Annotated in this window: 13 protein-coding genes and 1 pseudogene; 8 read left to right on the plus strand and 6 right to left on the minus strand. The window is 51.5% G+C overall.

Translation table 11 applies throughout. The features are described 5' to 3' along the window. Positions 1 to 90 precede the first annotated feature (90 nt). A complete protein-coding gene (gene udk / locus R70331_RS01125; protein WP_042172119.1) occupies positions 91 to 732 on the minus strand; it encodes a uridine kinase in 642 nt (213 codons plus the stop codon). Positions 733 to 926: 194 nt separating this feature from the next. On the opposite strand from udk, the gene R70331_RS01130 reads away from it, so the two are divergent. After that, complete coding sequence (locus tag R70331_RS01130) at positions 927 to 2,018, plus strand: threonine aldolase family protein (protein ID WP_042172121.1); 1,092 nt, start codon at positions 927 to 929, stop codon at positions 2,016 to 2,018. 345 nt (positions 2,019 to 2,363) lie between these two features. Here R70331_RS01130 and R70331_RS01135 read toward each other — a convergent pair whose 3' ends face one another. The 4 genes from R70331_RS01135 to R70331_RS01150 all read right to left on the minus strand — a co-directional run bounded on the left by R70331_RS01135 (position 2,364) and on the right by R70331_RS01150 (position 7,134). Then, on the minus strand, positions 2,364 to 3,878 hold the full coding sequence (locus R70331_RS01135; protein WP_042172124.1) for an oligosaccharide flippase family protein: 1,515 nt from the start codon (positions 3,876 to 3,878) through the stop codon (positions 2,364 to 2,366). A 44-nt stretch (positions 3,879 to 3,922) separates the two neighbouring features. Beyond that, on the minus strand, positions 3,923 to 5,029 hold the full coding sequence (locus R70331_RS01140) for a polysaccharide pyruvyl transferase family protein (RefSeq protein ID WP_052418866.1): 1,107 nt from the start codon (positions 5,027 to 5,029) through the stop codon (positions 3,923 to 3,925). Then, the gene (locus R70331_RS01145) at positions 5,026 to 6,015 is read right to left on the minus strand and encodes a glycosyltransferase family 2 protein (protein ID WP_042172126.1); all 990 of its coding nucleotides are present in this window, start codon (positions 6,013 to 6,015) and stop codon (positions 5,026 to 5,028) included. Before R70331_RS01145 ends, R70331_RS01140 begins: the two co-directional genes overlap by 4 nt. 243 nt (positions 6,016 to 6,258) lie before the next feature. After that, positions 6,259 to 7,134: an aldose 1-epimerase family protein gene (locus R70331_RS01150; protein WP_042172127.1), complete on the minus strand. Its 876-nt coding sequence runs from the start codon at positions 7,132 to 7,134 to the stop codon at positions 6,259 to 6,261. A gap of 215 nt (positions 7,135 to 7,349) precedes the next feature. Between R70331_RS01150 and R70331_RS01155 the strand changes: the two genes are divergently transcribed. The 5 genes from R70331_RS01155 to R70331_RS01175 all read left to right on the plus strand — a co-directional run bounded on the left by R70331_RS01155 (position 7,350) and on the right by R70331_RS01175 (position 15,405). After that, positions 7,350 to 8,576 (plus strand): Zn-dependent hydrolase, encoded by a 1,227-nt coding sequence (locus R70331_RS01155; RefSeq protein ID WP_042172129.1) that lies wholly within the window; start codon positions 7,350 to 7,352, stop codon positions 8,574 to 8,576. A gap of 221 nt (positions 8,577 to 8,797) precedes the next feature. Next, positions 8,798 to 9,931, plus strand: a complete 1,134-nt coding sequence (gene ald / locus R70331_RS01160; protein ID WP_042172131.1) for an alanine dehydrogenase — start codon at positions 8,798 to 8,800, stop codon at positions 9,929 to 9,931. A gap of 272 nt (positions 9,932 to 10,203) precedes the next feature. Continuing rightward, on the plus strand, positions 10,204 to 11,484 hold the full coding sequence (locus tag R70331_RS01165) for a PucR family transcriptional regulator (RefSeq protein ID WP_052418867.1): 1,281 nt from the start codon (positions 10,204 to 10,206) through the stop codon (positions 11,482 to 11,484). A gap of 136 nt (positions 11,485 to 11,620) precedes the next feature. Next, complete coding sequence (locus R70331_RS01170) at positions 11,621 to 12,346, plus strand: hypothetical protein (RefSeq protein ID WP_042172133.1); 726 nt, start codon at positions 11,621 to 11,623, stop codon at positions 12,344 to 12,346. Between the two features lie 365 nt (positions 12,347 to 12,711). Further along, positions 12,712 to 15,405: a collagen-like protein gene (locus R70331_RS01175; protein WP_197071553.1), complete on the plus strand. Its 2,694-nt coding sequence runs from the start codon at positions 12,712 to 12,714 to the stop codon at positions 15,403 to 15,405. A 98-nt stretch (positions 15,406 to 15,503) separates the two neighbouring features. Here the strand turns inward: R70331_RS01175 and hflX are convergent, their stop codons facing one another. Then, complete coding sequence (gene hflX / locus R70331_RS01180; RefSeq protein ID WP_042172134.1) at positions 15,504 to 16,772, minus strand: GTPase HflX; 1,269 nt, start codon at positions 16,770 to 16,772, stop codon at positions 15,504 to 15,506. A 607-nt stretch (positions 16,773 to 17,379) separates the two neighbouring features. Between hflX and R70331_RS01185 the strand changes: the two genes are divergently transcribed. Then, on the plus strand, positions 17,380 to 18,174 hold the full coding sequence (locus R70331_RS01185; RefSeq protein WP_042172136.1) for a hypothetical protein: 795 nt from the start codon (positions 17,380 to 17,382) through the stop codon (positions 18,172 to 18,174). A gap of 172 nt (positions 18,175 to 18,346) precedes the next feature. Beyond that, positions 18,347 to 18,586 (plus strand): annotated as a pseudogene (locus tag R70331_RS31380) (transposase); the annotation flags it as partial. Positions 18,587 to 18,819: the final 233 nt, after the last annotated feature.

Here is an 18,819-nt window from a genome sequence, read left to right on the forward strand (position 1 = left end):
TACAGATACCGGTATCTTACGATGCCGGTGTTTTTTTGTACAAAAAAAACAGGGGCCGTGATTGCTCACAGCCCCTGTATGCTCTATTATTTAGCGCGAGCTTCCGCTCCACTGCTGGTCACCAGAGAGGTACTTGGCAGTCAGGACCGACAACAGCTCGATGCCGACTTTGTTCTCTCCGCCTTCAGGAATGATAAGGTCGGCGTATTTCTTCGACGGCTCGATGAACGCCTCGTGCATCGGCTTCACAGTAGTTAAGTACTGTGTGTGAATCGAACGGATGGTCCGTCCGCGTTCTTCAATGTCGCGCAGGACCCGGCGCATAATCCGCACATCCGGATCGGTATCGACAAATACCTTAATGTTCAGCTGTTCGCGCAGCTTCTCGTCGGACAGCACATGCAGCCCTTCAACAATAACAATATTGTTCGGCATAAGCTCGACGGTCTTGTCCGTAAACCGGGCATGAACCGTGAAATCATATACAGGCGCGTAAGCTGCTTGTCCGGACTTCAGACATTGAAGATGCTCAATCAGCAGCTCCGTGTCAAAAGCCAGCGGATGATCATAGTTAATCGCCCCGCGTTCCTCGAAGCTGAGAGAGGAGTGGTCTTTATAGTAGTTATCCTGGGATACGAACGTTACTTTGTCTGTTCCAAGACGGTTAATAACGGAGCGGGCTACCGTTGTTTTGCCGGAACCGGTCCCGCCGGCGATACCAATAATAAGCATGGTGTTGTAATAAACCTCCCTAAGCAATTGCCTTTGCAATTCCAATATTGTAGCACAGCGCAGGACTTATTTCACCTTAGATACCGGGAATAAACCGTGAATTTTTTGAAAAAAATCAGGTTTTCTGCCGGAAAATGCTATAATCTTAGAACATTGCTTATGAACAGTATACCCGAAGGGAGCAGTCACACTTTATGCTGGAACCAAAAACATTGCTGGAGGCCTATCATTCGGCTTCCATTCAGCTGGCCGGACACGGAAAACGGGATGTGGAAGTGCTCAAGCATGCCTTTGCTGATATAAATGGCAGCATAGCAAGCGATATGTACGGCAGCGGTGAAGTCATTGAGGATTTTCAGGCGGAAATGGCCGGGGTGCTCGGCAAAGAGTCGGCGGTGTTTTATCCGAGCGGAACGATGGCCCAGCAGATCGCCCTCCGGATCTGGTCTGACCGCAAGGGGCTGAAGACTGTAGCCTATCATCCGTTATGCCATCTGGAAATCCATGAGCAGGACGGGCTGAAGGAGCTGCATCATATCAAGCCCATTCTGCTGGCGGACAAGGACCGCCTGATTACGCTGGACGATGTCCGCAGCATCGGAGAGGACATCGCCTGTCTGCTGCTGGAGCTGCCGCAGCGCGAGATCGGCGGCCAGCTGCCGGAATACGCTGAGCTTGAAGCGATCTCCGCCTACTGCAGGGAGCAGGGCATCATCCTGCATCTGGACGGGGCGCGGCTGTTTGAGGTGCTTCCTTATTACGGTAAGACAGCTGCAGAGGTCTGCGCGCTGTTTGACAGTGTATATGTTTCCTTATATAAAGGCATCGGCGGTATCGCCGGAGCAATCCTTGCAGGCAGCGAGGACTTTACGGAGGAGTCGAAGATCTGGAAGCGGCGGCACGGCGGCGATCTGATCAGCCTGTACCCGTATATCCTCCCGGCTCAACACTATTTCCGGCAGCGGGCTGGCCTAATGGGGCGGTATTACGAAGAAGCCAAGGAGCTTGCGGAGCTGTTCAACGGCTGCGGTAAGGTATCCACCCTGCCTAAGGTGCCGGTATCAAATATGTTTCATGTCCATTTTGCCTTATCCAAGGCTGTGATGGAGCCGGTTCTGATCCGGCTAAGTGACCAGACTGGCGTAGGCCTTGCTGCACGGCTGAAGGAGACCGGACCAGACGCCTGCTCCTATGAGTTGAGCATCGGCGATCTGTACGGCGGCATACCTAAGGACAAGCTTAAAGAGACATTTGAGCTGCTGGACCGTCTGCTGGGTGAAGTGTAATTTGATATGCTGGAGCTGAATAACTGCACAATGTACAGCTAAAGCCAGTAAATATCAGCCTCTGCGGCTTATAACTGCAGTCTGTGCAACTAAATCTGCCTATTGCAGCCCAAATCAGCATTTCGAGCCCGTTTAGTTGTACAAAGTACAATTAAGCGGGCTTTTTGCACATTTACGGCCATTTTAGTTGCACAAAGTGCAGTTAAGTACAGTAGTGAACGGAACAGCACAGCATTAATAATGGTCCGGACCCTCCGGCAGCAATATTCCCGCCAGCTCCAGCAGCGTAAGCTCCTTGTCCCCGATAGAAAAAGACACCCCTAAGGGTGTCCGCAACAGCATACTCTATGTCTGGCTCCGCAAGGCCACCTTCCGCATCGGACCCTTGACGATTGATTTCTCATCCGCATTCATGCTGAAGATCCACATCGTGGCCGCATACAGCACGGAATACAGGATTACATACAAGCCCAGCTGGAGGTAGGAGTTAATACTCACATACGTCAGCAGATATCCGCATACGCCGCCGAGCAGCACGACCGGGATAAATACCTTGATAATCTCCTTCCAGAAATAGAAAATATCGAATTTCAGCTTATATCTATAGTAGATATTATTCAGAATTACATTAACGATCATACCGGCAGCAGTTGCAATCGCACAGCCCGTGATGCCCCAGACCCGGATGAACAGCAGCGTCAGGATGATTTTGAGGATAGCGATGGAGAAATAGATAAGGGCCTTGACCTTGTGCCGGTTCATCGCCTCCAGCATTGTGGCGAACAGCGACTGGACGATCGAAGTAATCTGCGGAATGATAATGATCAGCGCAATCGTGTACGCATACCGGTAGCCTTCACCCAGCCAGATCAGAATGAATACCTGCCCGAACAGTACAAAGCCTGAGACAATATAGCCGACAATCAGGGCCTGAATTCTGCCTATCCGGACCAGCTCAACCATCAGCCTGGCCTGATCGGCGCCTTTGACAATCATTTTGGTAAGCTTGGGCAGATAAAAGCTGGACAGCACATTGGAGAAATTCATAATGTACGTGTTCAGCTGGGTCGAAATCGCATAAATCGCAATCGGAGTAGCGCCCAGGAACATACCGATGATCAGAGGATCGGCATTCGTATACAGCTGAAAGGCAATGGATGACAGCAGGATGTAGGAAGAATAGCTGAATACTTCCTTGAACAGCTTGGAGTCAAACGTACTGAATTTCACAACCATCTTCATCTTGTACCGGCAGACAATATAGTTGGTCAGTCCGATAGCAATGTTAAGCCCGAGCGCAACGGAGACCATACCGACCGATCTGAGTCCCATAATCAGCACCAGTACCATCATCGCCGGGGAAATAACAACTCTCAGCAGATTGATGATTTTGAGATATACAAAGCGTTCGTAGGCGGTAATAATGGAGCTGTAAATATTCATCGGAAATGAGATTGCCACATTGACCGCTGCGATAATGAATATGGTTTTGAGAATGCTGAGCTCAGACTCAGTGAGGCTGGTAAAAATCGAATCAAAATTAAATACCAGAATCAGGCTGGCCAGCAGGGCAAGGAGGCCGATTCCCGAGAAGAGCACCAGAAACATCCCGTTGATGTTCCGCTGGCCGCTCGTATCATTTTCCGAGATGAACTTGGAGTTGAACCGTACAACCGCACTGCCGAAGCCGAGGTCCAGCAGCACGATATAGGCAATAATCGAGTTCACCAGTGAAAACAGCCCGTATTCCGATTTCCCCAGGGTTGAAACGATATAAGGTGTGGAGCCCAGGGAAATGATGACACCGAGAAAGACGGAGAGATAGGTTATAATCGCAGCAAGTTTAATATTGGTTTTCAAGGGTACATCGCTTCCTCGCTACAGAAAATGTCATGGTGGATGCTCTACGCGGTTACGGTGGATGAAGAAGAGAATTTATCTTTTCCGGCCGATATGGCTTGAGTGATCTGGTTATAATGCCGGGTGGAGAAATCATTGTTGTACCGCGGAGCCGGGATCTCGCTAAGCTCCTCAAGCAAGGCCGGTATATCATTAATATCGCTCGTGAATTTAATATAGCCGAGATGCTTGATCCATTCGTAGCTGCCTACAACCTTGTAGTTATAATTGCCGAGCGCGATACAAGGAGTGGAGGTGATTGCCGCAAAAATCATCCCGTGCAGCCGGTCTGTAACGACGATTTCCGCCTCTTTGAACTGGTTCCATAGCGTATACAGCTCATGCTCGCGTTCTTCAACCGGGATATAGCGTTCGATGCAGGTGTCCGAATAAGTCAGCTTGTCAAAAGCCTGCGAAACGCTGGTATGGATTGTTTTCTTTTCCGCTTCGTTAAAGATGCTTTCCTTATCCGCCCGGATACACATAAGGGCTCCGCTGCGCGCTTTTTGCGGCTCGGTAATATCCAGCGACATTACAATGTCCGGAGTCAGCAGAACATCGTTGTTCTTGAAGTTTTCCCTCATAATCTCATACGATGTCTTTTCTCTGGCTACGAGAGTCAGATCCTTGTGGGCGCTGTAGAGGGTTTGTGTTTTTTTGAACTCCTTGCGGCCTAGCTCGGTATCACCAAAGTAGATGGTTTGAGGGAAAAGGATGATTTTGTTATTGGGGAAATTACTGATGATTCTTCTGCGCACTTCTTCTTCTCTAAAATATTCGATGCCGAAATTTCCGCCGCCCTGGAGTGCGAAGATATCGTCAGGGGTAGAATACTCCATAAGGCATTTCCAATTGGAGGTCAGCCTGTCAGCTACAATCTCTATCAGCATAAAATCGGGAAACGCCTTCTGGAGAAAATTCATCTGAGCCATCGTTATGGCATGGTCGCCGAGATTATCATGCTCCGGAGAGCCGACTACAAAGATGGCCTTTGATTTATTCCTGTACAGGTCTCTATTAGCCATATAGCCTCGGAAATAACGGTAAAATTCATTATTGCTCACATAATTACGGAAGGACAGCGGCAGCATCTTATGAATAATATTGGTCATGTCAGGTTACTTCCCTTCACACGAAGTTTGGATTGATACAGGACTCTATAGGTGTTGGAGCTTGTTAAGATAAGTAAAGTGGCTAGCTTCATCTGCTTGCTGATGCTTCTATTGCGCATTACCGCTTTAAGATTTTTGCTGAAAAAGCTGCCCAGCTCTGCGATATATTCTTTATTGGCATTGTTATCTCCGGAAATCATCTGCAGATTGCACAGCTCAATCCCTTCAGTGACGTTCCGGGCCAATGATTTTTCTATAGCCTCTGGATAATTCATGAATTTAATATCCTCATACAGTTCGCGCCAGGCACAGATCCGGTCATAGTATTTCCGGTTAGTCATCTTGCCTGTGATACTGTCGCCTCTGCGCAGATACAAATATTTGGGCGAATCCAGGGAAACGACCTTCCCGGCCTGCATAAACAGCTTATAGGTCGCGAACATGTCCTCGAAATATTTGCCGACCGGATACCTTACCTTTGCGAACAGCTCCGCCTTATACAGCTTATCCCAGGCCAGATTCTTGATCTCGGTATCTTCCAGCAGCTTTTTGAAGGCTTCTTCATTATTGTAGACACGGACTTCATGGGAGAATTCCTTATCCATATACACATCGTCTTCAACCTCGGTATGGCCGCACACGGCAATGTCTGCATCATGGGCGGTGATCAAGCCGTGCAGAGCCTCATACATATCGGGTTCAATCCAGTCGTCGCTGTCTACAAAGCCGATATATTTCCCTTCGGCAATATCAATGCCGTAATTACGCGCGTCAGACAGTCCGCCGTTCTGTTTGTGGATGACCTTAACCCGGGAGTCGAGCTCTTTATAACGTTCGCAGATTTCGCCGCAATTGTCAGGAGAGCCATCGTTTACAAGAATCAGTTCGAAGTCTCTGAAGGTCTGTGCGAGGATGGAATCGACACATTTACGTAAGTACATTTCAACTTTATAGATAGGCACAATGATGCTTATCTCCGGTTTCATGCAACAATCACTTCCTTTCAAAATAACGGATGACTGGGCCAGAGACAGAAGTGTCAACAAGATTGCGCTATAGTACATTTTTAACTCGGCACAATGATTTGTAATTATATTACTATCTGAGTTAAAAGATTGTATATACTACTTTAGTTTACTTATAACTGCTTCGTTTATTGCAAAAAAGAGCGCCGGAGCGCCATTTTCGGCTGCTCAGAGCGCTCTTGAATTTCGGAGAAAAGCAAAGATTTAGCGGATTTCGATCTTCAGCGAGCTGTTGAAATGCCCGCCCTGCGGAAGGGTGATTATGCCGGTCTTGTCCTGCAGATTCCCCGTGAAATCCTCTTCGTCCGCGATGCCCTGCCAGGGCTCGATGCACACGAACGGCGCGTTCTTCGGCTGCCATAGGCCAAGATCAGGGAAGCCCCCGGAAGTGACGGCCACGCTTTTGTCTGTAAGCTTGCTTTTCAGCGTAACCGTCTTTGATTGAACGCCCTGAAAAATCAGCGCCCCTTCCAGAAACAGTTCGTGGGAGAGGGGCAGACGCTGTTCATTATCCAGTACAGACGTGCTTTTGCCGCTGATGATGAGACCCGCATCATTCAGGAACAGACGGTCCAGCTGCTCTGATTCAGAGAATTCAAGGTAATTGTCGGTGATATCGCCCTGCCCGTCCAGCGGGCAGTTGAAGGCCGGATGGGTACCGAGCTGGAAGAAAATATCCTGCTCATCCGTATTCTCGACACGGTAGCTGATCTCGAGCGTGCTGCCGCTCAGGATGTAGGTGAGCTCCAGGCTGAATGCATACGGATAGCTGGCTAAAGTCTGCTTGTTCTGGGACAGCCGGAAAACGGCCTGGGTATCAGTAGCTTCAACCAGTGTGAATTCACTGCGTCTGGCAAAGCCGTGATTGGAGATAGTGTAGGTGTTGCCGCCACTGCGGATCTCACCGCCGCGGGCTGCCCCGATAATCGGGAACAGCACCGGAGAACGGCCTGTCCAGAATGCTGCGTCTCCGCTCCAGATATATTCATTGCCGGTAGCCAGCAGCCTGAAGCTGATCAGCTCAGCGCCCAGAGAGTTAATGACCGCCTCGGCTTCCCCGCTGCGCAGTATAGTGTTCATGTGTTAAATCCCCTTCCATTTTCATTGTAGTGTTCATCGTGTTTTCACTTCGTGGCAGCTCATATTCTACCAAACTCTTCCGCTGTGTTCTAACAGAACGTGAATATTTCCCGAAAAACATTATTACAGACTGTACAGTGACTAAAAATGCCATTGGTATAACATATAGAGAAAGCAATAGTACCATGATCGTCAGAAGCGGAGGGGAATATAACATGCAAATGCAGCAGCTATTGGTAAATGGCGAGAGGCTGAGGAATACCATTGAAGCCTTTGCGGATTTTGGGCGCACGGATCAGAACGGGGTAACGCGGCTGTCGCTGTCAGAGCAGGATGTGCTGGTGCGTAATTATTTCCGTTCCTGCTGTGAAGAGCTGGGCATGACAGTAAAGACCGATGACATGGGCAATATGTATGCCACGCTTGCCGGCAGGGAGGCTGGCCCGCCTGTAGTCATCGGCTCCCATCTGGATACGGTGAAGAAGGGCGGCAGATTCGATGGGGTACTGGGCGTAATCGCCGGGCTCGAGGTGGCAAGAACACTGGTTGACCACGGTATTACCCCGCGCCTGCCGGTAACGGTTATGAACTTTACCAATGAGGAAGGAGCACGCTTTGAGCCTTCAATGATGGCCTCCGGCGTACTGTCGGGCAAGTTCGACAAGGCAGCCATGCTGCAGAAAAAGGACCCGGAAGGGACGACCTTTGAGCAGGCGCTGCTTGCCAGCGGCTATGCCGGAGAGGCAGAGAACCGGATAACAGAGGCGGCAGCTTATCTGGAGCTGCATATTGAGCAGGGACCGGTCCTTGAGCGTGAGCAGCTTACAATCGGGCTGGTGGACTGCGTAGTCGGTATGGCCTGCTACGAGATTGAAGTGACGGGCGAATCAGACCATGCCGGAACGACGCCGATGGAGATGCGCAAGGATGCGCTGTTCGCGGCTGCAGATATTATTACTGAACTGCGGGCGAAGCTGGGCAAGCTTGATTCTGGACTGGTATATACGATGGGGCGGATGAATGTGCTGCCGAATATTCACACCGTTATCCCGAACAAGGTGATTTTTACGGTGGAAGCGCGGCATAAGGATATGGATATCGTCCGTGAAGTGGAGGCAATCATTAACGGCCTGCCGGAAGAGCTGCTGGAATGTACGGTTCATACAAGTAAGCTGTGGGGCCGCGATACAGTCTGGTTCGATCCGCATATATGCGGTCTTGTGGAGCAGGCAGCGGTCACACTGGGTTATTCCCGCCGGACAATAGCCAGCGGAGCAGGCCATGATGCCCAGTTCGTAGCCGGATTCCTGCCGTCGGCAATGATCTTTGTGCCCAGCGTAAACGGCAAAAGCCATTGTGAAGAAGAGCTTACCTCCTATGCGGATTGTGAAAAGGGTGTAAATGTCGTCCTGGAAACCGTGCTGTCGGTGCTGAGGGGCTAATGGTGTTATTAAACATTACGTCTGAGAGAATATAGAGGGAAGGGCACCGGCTGCGGTGTCCTTTTTCATGTGCCGGATAGCCTGAATTGGCCGGATTTATCTCATTGTGTAAAAACACAATCATGGCAGATAATGTTTTTCTTTTTACCCAAAATGCTATAGAGAACCGCATGTTATGATTCTTTACATAAGAGAACCACATAAGACGGGAGCGATTAACAATGATTATTGGCGTACCTAAAGAGATCAAGAATAACGAGAACCGTGTAGCGATTACCCCTGCAGGTGTTGTCAGCCTGATAGCTGAAGGACATAAAGTGCTGGTGGAAGCCGGAGCCGGAGGCGGCAGCGGATTTCCGAATGAAGCATATGCCGCAGCCGGTGCTGAGCTCATTGCTGACGCCGCTGCTGTATGGGCTGCCGCTGAGATGGTCATGAAGGTTAAGGAGCCGCTGGAAAGCGAATACGGCTACTTCCGTCCGGGCCTGATCCTGTTCACTTATCTCCACCTTGCACCAGAGCCTGCACTTGCCGCAGCACTGAAAGATAAAGGGGTATTCGCTATCGGCTACGAAACGGTTGTAGACGGCCGCACACTGCCGCTGCTTACACCAATGAGTGAAGTGGCCGGACGGATGTCTGTGCAACTGGGTGCACAATTTCTGCAAAAAAATTACGGCGGACAAGGCATTCTGCTCTCCGGTGTTCCCGGCGTCAGCAGAGGCAAGGTCAGCATTATCGGCGGCGGTGTAGTCGGCACAAACGCAGCAAAAATGGCGATTGGCCTTGGTGCAGAAGTAACCATTATCGACCTGAGCGCAGACAGACTGCGCCAGCTGGATGATATTTTTGGCTCGCAGATCAGCACACTGATCTCTAATCCGTATAACATTGCCAAAGCTGTCGCGGAAGCTGATCTGCTGGTGGGTGCGGTACTGATTCCGGGTGCTAAAGCACCTAAGCTTGTAACGGAGGAGATGGTCAAAGCGATGAAGCCGGGCTCCGTCATCGTCGACGTGGCGATCGACCAGGGCGGCATCGTCGAAACGATTGACCGCGTAACCACCCATGATAATCCGGTATTTGAGAAGCACGGCGTCCTGCACTATTCCGTAGCCAATATGCCGGGAGCTGTAGCCAAAACCTCGACCATTGCATTAACCAACGTAACCGTTCCTTATGCACTGCAAATAGCGAATAAGGGTGTATTCCAGGCTATCGAAGACAACGCCGGACTGAAGAGCGGTGTCAACGTAGCTAACGGAAAAATCACCTGCCAGGCCGTGGCCGAAGCTCTTGGGGAAGAGTACTTCACGGTAGAGAAAGCAGTAGAGCAGGAGTTCACTCTGATCTAAGAGGTGTTCAGCCTGAGGATAGAGAGAGAAGCAAGGCATACAGGAACTATAGAGAGCAGAGGGGTAACACTCTTTAGCCCGGCGGGTATCCTCCGGGTTTTTTCTATGCAGAAATACTGGTTTTCAGCAGATGGCGAACAGCATATTTTACAAATAACCCCTAGTCATGTTAGGTTTTCTTGCATAATTATATAGCCAGCACCAAATCTGAGTAATATAATGTAAACACTTATACGTTAAAGATTCGGATTCTTCAGGCTGAGGTGGGTACATTGACAGAAGCAGGTCCAACTTTTGACCGTTTTTTTGACAGTATGGAATCCCTGGCGGATACCATCAGCGAATCGCTGCAGTCCCAGGTGACAATAGAGGACAGTAACCACCATGTTATCGGCTACAGCTCCCATCAGTTTGAGAGTGATCCGGCGCGCATCTCCACAATCATCGGCAAACGCGTGCCTAACACGGTTATCATCGGACTCCGTAAAAAGGGCATCATGCACCAGCTGGAGAACACAGCCCGCCCGATCCGCATTCCGGCGGTAATGGAGGTGGGGCTCGGACCGCGTCTGGCCATGTGCATCAAGCATCAGCAGGAGATTCTGGGCTACATCTGGGTGGTGGACCGGGGGAATCTGGCTGAGGGCTATGCTGAGGGGATTGTCGAGAAGGCCGCGGGGATCGCCGGGCGTTATCTGCTGAAGCAGCGCGGCTGGAAAAACAGGCAGGACAAAGCGTTTGAGGATTTCTTCTGGAAGCTGCTGACCTCGCATTATGACAATGAGCCTCGTATCCGCCAGGAAGCGGAGGCCTGGTCCATTCTGCTGCCGGAAAGCTATTACATCGGGGTTATTGAGAGCGACAAGGTAATGGATGAGCATTTTCTGCTGCGGCTGCGGCAGACGATGGATGCTTATGCCGGGCAGCGTCTGCTGTTTATGACGGCTGAGCATAACCGCCTGATTCTGCTGTTCTCGTTTGTGTTTCCGCTGGAGGGGACAGGGGTTCTGGCCTCGTTCGTGCACAAGCTGCTTACAGACATGAGCCGGAGTGAGAATTGTGTGCTTACTGCCGGATGCAGTCCGGGGTACAGGGAATACACCTCAGCCGCGATGGCTTACCGTGAAGCACTGTCCGTGCTGGAGATCAAAAAGCTGCTGCCGTACCATGCCCGCAGCCTGCTGCTCTATGATGAAATCGGGTTCTGGGCATATGTTCCGGCTATTATCGAACAGAAGCGCAGCCGGCCGCGGCGCAGTGCACTGCTCGATCCGGTTAAGCTGCATGACCGTGAGCACAAAAGCGATTTTCTCAAGACGCTTGCAGTCTACCTGACGCTGGACGGAAACCTGAAGGAATCGGCAGCCTTTCTGCACATTCATACCAACACTCTGATGTACCGGCTCAACCGGATCGCTGAAATTACCGGCAGAAGCCTGAAGGAGACCGATTACCGGACCTCCATCTATCTGGACATCCTTACCGAGGAGACGATGCAGGTGAACAGCTGGTTTCAGGAGCGGGGCGGCAGCACGGGTTCTATTCCATCCTAATAATGCACAGGTGAAAGTCCGCCCCCGGAAGGGGACCGGACTTTTTTTGAATGTAACAGAAAGTGTGCACCAACTGCATACCCGACACGTACAATAACCTATATTTTGTGAAGGAATCAGGAAAGGGGCTGACAGAATGGGATTCGGCTATGGCTCACCCGGAGGCTCGGATTTTGAGCAGAGGATGCGGGGGGAGATACTGGCGGCGGCGATGCTGATGAATGCGGGCGGAACCGATTTTTCCAATTTTAAAAATTCCCGCTGCAATCCGAAGTATTGGAACCGTACGGCAAGCGGCGGATTTGAGCTGAGACAGGGAGTGCGCCCTTCGGCGGCGGTTAATGATATTTTTGTAAACGGTCAGCTGTATGCATTTGAATGTGCAATGGCGATGGTGATGATTCTCTATAAAGCGACGATTGCCTCAATCGGTGCGGACGCGTTTGACCGCTATTTTACGGACCTCTTCCTGTGGGACTGGAATTACGACAGCAATCTGCAGATGATCACCACCTTTAATAAGTTTGAGATGCAGCCGGGGGACGTGGTGTATTTCAAAAACCCGGATCATGATCCGGAGCTGCCGGAGTGGCAGGGGGAAAATGCGATTATGCTGGGGGCAGACCAGTACTACGGACATGGACTCGGCATTAAGAGTGCCGAAGAAATGATAGCTTCACTTAACAGGAAAAGAGTTCCGGGCAGCAGGACGTCTGCATACTTGACCGACGAGGCGCTGCATCCCAATTTCGCCTATATCAGCGGGCTTGCGGCGAGAGGCGGCGTACCGGCGTTAAAGGGAAATAGCGATAAAAATGCTATCTTTTCGAGGATTGGTGTACGCACCTATATTTATAAGTAACAACGGCCGGCGGGGCACTGCGCTAAAGAAAGTGATAATCGTGTGTATGAAGGAGGACTGTTCTTAGGCTATCCGGCTGAGACAGTCTTTTTTTGGCTGGGGTCAGCCCGATTTGCACAATAAACAGCAGAGAAGTCCACACCAAAGGGAACTGCCGGAATATTACTATATAAATCACTCAGCCGTCTGCCGGTCAAATCGTCCAAGCTATAGATTTGGAGGATGCTTACAAACAGAGGCTGAGGGTGGGAGAAATAGCTGGGACTAAGGCGGCGTAAATCCCTGTTCTGCGGACGAAGCCGTTGTATTACTGTGCGAAGAATCGTAAAGATTCACAATCTGAAGCTAAGGGAAGTGGTGATGGAATGAGCTTTTTATCAACGGGGCCGATTGAAAATAATCCGGTCGGCGGGGTAAGACCGACTCAGCAGGTGACCATACGAATAGATAACCGGAGCGATACTATTGCATCTACAGTGTCGCTTCAGGGTTATTACATGAGCGGCGGAACGAGAGTGCTATATGTCAGTGAAGCTCTCAATATTGCGGCCAATCAGGTAATCACTGTTAATTATTTTGCCGATCTGGATGCATTTGAGTTCACCTTTGCTACTCCTGCTGCGCCTCCGGCAATTGATCCGGTACAGGTTTCGTTATGGGGAAAAAGCAGTACAGGCCAGCTGGTAACCGCCCACCGGCTTGTATCCGCTGAACTGCTCGGAGAGACCGTAGGGGTTACCGGTGCAACCGGCGCGACTGGATCGCCTGGAGCCGCAGGTGTAACCGGCGCAACAGGAGCAACGGGGGCTGGCGTGACTGGGGCAACCGGTGTAACAGGTGTAACAGGTGTGACCGGTGGGACTGGAGCGGCAGGAGTAACGGGCGCAACGGGAGCAACGGGTGTTGGAGTGACTGGTGTGACCGGTGTAACTGGTGCCACAGGAGTGACTGGTGGGACTGGAGCGACAGGTGTAACGGGAGCGACAGGAGCAACGGGAGCTGGAGTGACTGGTGCAACCGGTGTGACAGGAGTGACCGGTGGGACTGGAGCGGCAGGAGTAACGGGCGCAACAGGAGCAACGGGGGCTGGCGTGACTGGGGCAACCGGAGTGACCGGTGAGACTGGAGCGGCAGGAGTAACGGGCGCAACAGGAGCAACGGGAGCTGGCGTGACTGGGGCAACCGGTGTGACAGGAGTGACCGGTGGGACTGGAGCGACAGGTGTAACCGGCGCAACGGGAGCAACGGGAGCTGGAGTGACTGGTGCAACCGGAGTGACCGGTGTGACAGGAGCGACAGGTGTAACGGGAGCGACAGGAGCAACGGGAGCTGGAGTGACTGGTGCAACAGGAGCAACCGGTGTGACCGGTGAGACTGGAGCGGCAGGTGTAACGGGAGCAACGGGAGCAACGGGTGTTGGAGTGACTGGTGTGACCGGTGTAACTGGTGCCACAGGAGTGACTGGTGGGACTGGAGCGACAGGTGTAACGGGAGCGACAGGAGCAACGGGGGCTGGCGTGACTGGTGCAACAGGAGCAACCGGAGTGACTGGTGAGACTGGAGCGGCAGGTGTAACGGGAGCAACGGGAGCAACGGGAGCTGGAGTGACTGGTGCAACAGGAGCAACCGGAGTGACTGGTGAGACTGGAGCGGCAGGTGTAACGGGAGCAACGGGAGCAACAGGTGTTGGAGCGACTGGTGTGACCGGTGTAACTGGTGCAACCGGAGTGACCGGTGGGACTGGAGCGACAGGTGTAACGGGAGCAACGGGTGTTGGAGTGACTGGTGTGACCGGTGTAACGGGAGCGACAGGTGTAACCGGCGCAACGGGAGCAACGGGAGCTGGAGTGACTGGTGCAACCGGAGTGACCGGTGGGACTGGAGCGGCAGGTGTAACTGGCGTAACGGGAGCAACGGGAGCTGGAGTGACTGGTGCAACAGGAGCAACCGGTGTGACCGGTGAGACTGGAGCGGCAGGTGAAACGGGAGCAACGGGAGCAACGGGAGCAACGGGTGTTGGAGTGACTGGTGTGACCGGTGTAACTGGTGCAACCGGTGGGACTGGAGCGGCAGGTGTAACTGGCGTAACGGGTGTTGGAGTGACTGGTGCAACCGGAGTGACCGGTGGGACTGGAGTGACTGGTGCAACAGGAGCGACAGGAGTAACTGGAGCTGGAGTGACCGGTGTGACTGGTGCAACCGGAGTGACCGGTGAGACTGGAGTGACAGGTGCAACCGGTGTAACGGGAGCAACGGGAGCTGGAGTGACTGGTGCAACAGGAGCAACCGGAGTGACTGGTGAGACTGGAGCGGCAGGTGTAACGGGAGCAACGGGTGTTGGAGTGACTGGTGTGACCGGTGTAACTGGTGCAACCGGAGTGACCGGTGAGACTGGAGTGACAGGTGCAACCGGTGTAACGGGAGTGACTGGAGCAACAGGAGTGACCGGCGTAACGGGAGCAACGGGTGTTGGTGTAACCGGTGCAACCGGTGTGACTGGAGCAACAGGTGTTGGAGTGACCGGGGCGACTGGCGCAACCGGCATAACGGGCGTAACGGGAGCAACGGGAGCCGGAGTCGCCACAGAAGGATTTTCAGCATTCCTGCCTACCTTAGCTACAGCTGCAAGCACCCAGCTTACCGGCTGGACGGTCACTACTCCTTACTATGACAGTGCCACTTTCAATGAGACTACCGGTAACTACACCGTTCCGGTAACCGGGCGGTATTCCTTTGAAGCGACCATTAACTATGCAACCACTGCCGCTATCACAATCTCATTAGGTGCAGCAACAAACCCGGCCTTTGTCCTGCGGAGAACTTCACCGACGACTACCGACCTTGTAAGCGGACTGTTCCCGCTGCTTAACGTTAACGTTGCACTTATACTCACGCTTAGAACGATTTTAGGAAACGGCACCGTGACCCTGACAGGGGATTTCGAGCTTAATGCCGGCGATGTAATCGGGCTGTTCTATGTGGCTGACGGTTTGACGGTTCCGCTTAATCTTGGCGGCAGCACCTCGGGAAGTGTCTGGTCGATGGTCCGTCTGACTTAATTTTCTTACCTTGGCCCAGGTACACTGCGGGCAAAAAAAGAAGCCGGTTCCCGGGGATAATCCCGGGCCGGCTCTTTTAAGCTTTTTACACGGAGAGATTAGTGTGACAGCTCCACAAAATCACCGCGGAACCGTTCATAATCAGCAGCTCTGCATTCCAGCCGCAGCCTTGTGCCCTGCTCTTCGTAGCTGACCTCCTGAACATGGGCGTGTTCGTTAAAATAAGAAACGATGCTGCCGCGGTCAAACGGAACAAGAATTTCACACTGGATATAATCATTGAACACATGTGAACGAATCAGCCCCGTAAGCTCGGAAATTCCGCTGCTCTGCCTAGCTGATATTGTAATTGTGCCGCCTTCGACAGCCGGGTAGGCACGGTCAGTCAGATCCGATTTATTGTAAGCATACACTGTAGGAATACCGTCAGCCCCCAACGCTTTCAACGTTTCTGAAGTTACTGCCATATGCTGCTCATGCTGCGGATCGGATGCATCTACGACGTGAATCAGCAGGTCTGCTTCGGTTACTTCCTCCAGTGTAGAGCGGAACGCCTTGACCAGATGATGGGGCAGCTGGCTGACGAAGCCTACGGTATCTGTTAAGAGGAAGGTTTTGTGGTCCGGCAGCCTGATGCTGCGGACGGATGTCTCCAGTGTTGCGAACAGCATATTCTTGGCAAATACCTGCTTATTTGAGCCTGGGTGATAGGTCTCAACCATTGCGTTCAGCAGGCTGGACTTGCCTGCATTGGTATAGCCGACAAGACAGACCACAGGCACTTCATTTTTATGCCGTTGCCTCCGCTGGATCTGGCGCCGCTCGACCTGACCCTGCAGCTCGGTCTCTAGTGCCGTGATCCGTTCCTCAATTCTTCTGCGGTCCAGCTCCAGCTTTGTTTCACCGGCGCCTCTGTTTTTGAGACCTGATCCGCCGCCCTGGCGGCCGAGCGATTCCCGCATCCCGTTCAGGCGGGGCAGCATATACTGCAGCTGAGCGACCTCGACCTGCAGCTGGGCTTCTTTTGTTTTGGCGCGGTCGGCAAAGATATTCAGAATCAGAATCGTCCGGTCAATGACCTGGCGGTCCAGGGAGGACTCCAGGTTGCGGATCTGTGAAGGGGCCAGCTCATCATTAAATATGATTAGGGTATCCTCATCCTCCACCAGCATGGACAGCTCCTGGATTTTGCCGGTTCCTAGATAATGGGAAGGGTTAATCCGGCTGGCCTTCTGGCTGAGCTCTCCGATAACCGTTATATTGCAGGCAGCCGCCAGATTGCGCAGCTCCTCCATGGAATAGGCGAAGTTTGTGTCATTTTGCAGCTGTACTCCAACAATAATTGCGTGCTGCCTAGTGGTTTCCATATAATAATCAACCTCCTGAAATTTGAGAAAAGTAAAATATGCGGGCTGACGGCGGGAGATTGCGGTCCGGGCAGACATAAAAAAGCACAGGCGTTATCTGCCTGTGCTTACAATAGAGGTAACAGAATAGGCTGGAGGTAACATGCGGTGTACGCACGTTACCTTACAGCAGGCATATTTCACAGCTGAGATGACTCCGTTCACCCGGACATATGCCGGAGAAAACGGAATTCCCGATGCCTAATCGAAGGCAAGGATTCATTGCTATGAACAATACAATTTCTAAAGGCGTGGCGGATATATACCGGAACACCGGTCCGCCGGTCAAGCTGCGGGTTGCCCTTAAAAATGGATAGACCTATCCTGAGACCTCTGCACATGGGCAGAACTTTAGCGCTATTCATGTCTGATTAGCCGCGCAAAGTACGAATCCGGATAAAATCTATCACATTCATTTGCAACCCTCCGTTCCTAAAAGTTGAGTTAATCTTAGCACATCCGTTATTTTCTGGCAAACGGGTCCCCTGAGCTATGCTGAATCCAGAAACTTCTAAACTTGTATGCATACAATATAGGATGTGAGGTTACTTGGAGAGGAGGAGGCGAAATGCCTGTATTAACTTCGAATACACTGACGAGCAATGCAACACCGGGTTTCGGTCCCATAAGCCAGGCGGTTGTTAAGGTCGTTAACAACGGGACGTCCCGGGCCGTAGTGTATCTGACCGGACTGAACAATGATGTGAGCCCGGAAACTATGTTTGTTCAGGAGCTGTTTGAGCTGGATTACCAGGAAGTGATCAGCAGAACCTACAATATTGAGCAGGACTTCTTTCAGTTCAATGTAGTATATTCCCAGGAGAATCTGCGTGTTCAGATTTTTCTTGTCGATAGCGCAGGAACCTATTCCCCCGTTAGAATGCAGCAGTTGGCCGTAAGCCGGATTACTTCGGAGTTCCGCGACAATATCACCCTGACAGCAGCCGGCTTTGCGGCTATCAGCTTCCGCAGAAACGGGGCGCTTACGATACCTGAAGCGGTAGCGGCTGAACTGCGGGCAGACAGTCTGGAGATCCTCGCATCAACACCGGTTCGCTATCAGCTGATAGCAGGCGGTACGCTCAACGGCAGCTTTGTTAATTTTCCGACACCGACAACGGCAATACCGTCAACCGAAACTGCGCTGCAGGTTAATTATACGTGTACAACGGTAACGGGAGGCAATGTAATTACGCAAGGTCTTGGATCAGGCATTGCCGGAGCCTATCAGAATATTCAGGTGAGTCTGCTAAGCCAGCAGCTGATGTACGATCTGCAGGAGGAGCCGATTACGCTCGTGATCAGCTCGCTTGCCGGCGAGGATAGTGTGGCTGCAACGTTTAGAATGTCGGAGCAGTGGTGAGGACAACGTGTTTCTAGCCCCTTATTTCCCGGGAAACGATTTAAAAGTATACCATGGTGAAAGTAAAAAAGGACGGCCCCGCTACTGAGGCCACTGAAAAAGTCCATTACGAGCTCTAAGAGACATTCCACATAGAATGTCTCTTTTATCTATATAATTAAAAGATTAAATCAAAACGTACTCAGTGAGCATAAAGAGCCACGAACATGTAAAGCAAGAAGCTTTTCAGGAAAGTGAAACGTTTAAGGCCAAAGCGAAAGAACGGTACAAAATTGAAGCTAAAAATAGTGAACTCAAACACAGACACGGGTAAGATGTTGCATCCTCCTCTGGTTTAGTTGGCATGGAAATCCAGGGAGCCATGGCGATATTCACCGTTAATTTAAAGCGAATATTGAAACTGATGGAGTAAACGAAAGCTAATAATAACAAGAAAAAGACGACGTCCATTCGGAAGAAACGAGTGGACGTCGTTTTTTTGAGATATGATTGTGGCTTTACCAGAAAAGGTTAGTTTTTCAGTGGCCTCCCGCTACGGGCCGTCCTTTTATAATATCCGGACTTATGCCCCGGAGTGCCGGAGCCTCGCTGAACAAGCTAAGTGGGAATTCTCCATCTATTTCTCAGTCCTCTCCCAGGTAGAGG

It is taken from the genome of Paenibacillus sp. FSL R7-0331 (genome assembly GCF_000758645.1).
Classification (GTDB): Bacteria; Bacillota; Bacilli; order Paenibacillales; family Paenibacillaceae; genus Paenibacillus_AQ; species Paenibacillus_AQ camerounensis.

Excerpts from the sequence above, each read along its gene's own strand:
- R70331_RS01150 (WP_042172127.1), bottom strand. The coding sequence starts at position 7,134 with ATGAACACTATACTGCGCAGCGGGGAAGCCGAGGCGGTCATTAACTCT.
- R70331_RS01170 (WP_042172133.1), top strand. The coding sequence starts at position 11,621 with ATGGGATTCGGCTATGGCTCACCCGGAGGCTCGGATTTTGAGCAGAGG.
- ald (WP_042172131.1), top strand. The coding sequence starts at position 8,798 with ATGATTATTGGCGTACCTAAAGAGATCAAGAATAACGAGAACCGTGTA.
- R70331_RS01185 (WP_042172136.1), top strand. The coding sequence starts at position 17,380 with ATGCCTGTATTAACTTCGAATACACTGACGAGCAATGCAACACCGGGT.
- R70331_RS01155 (WP_042172129.1), top strand. The coding sequence starts at position 7,350 with ATGCAAATGCAGCAGCTATTGGTAAATGGCGAGAGGCTGAGGAATACC.
- udk (WP_042172119.1), bottom strand. The coding sequence starts at position 732 with ATGCTTATTATTGGTATCGCCGGCGGGACCGGTTCCGGCAAAACAACG.
- R70331_RS01140 (WP_052418866.1), bottom strand. The coding sequence starts at position 5,029 with ATGACCAATATTATTCATAAGATGCTGCCGCTGTCCTTCCGTAATTAT.
- R70331_RS01145 (WP_042172126.1), bottom strand. The coding sequence starts at position 6,015 with ATGAAACCGGAGATAAGCATCATTGTGCCTATCTATAAAGTTGAAATG.
- R70331_RS01130 (WP_042172121.1), top strand. The coding sequence starts at position 927 with ATGCTGGAACCAAAAACATTGCTGGAGGCCTATCATTCGGCTTCCATT.
- hflX (WP_042172134.1), bottom strand. The coding sequence starts at position 16,772 with ATGGAAACCACTAGGCAGCACGCAATTATTGTTGGAGTACAGCTGCAA.
- R70331_RS01175 (WP_197071553.1), top strand. The coding sequence starts at position 12,712 with ATGAGCTTTTTATCAACGGGGCCGATTGAAAATAATCCGGTCGGCGGG.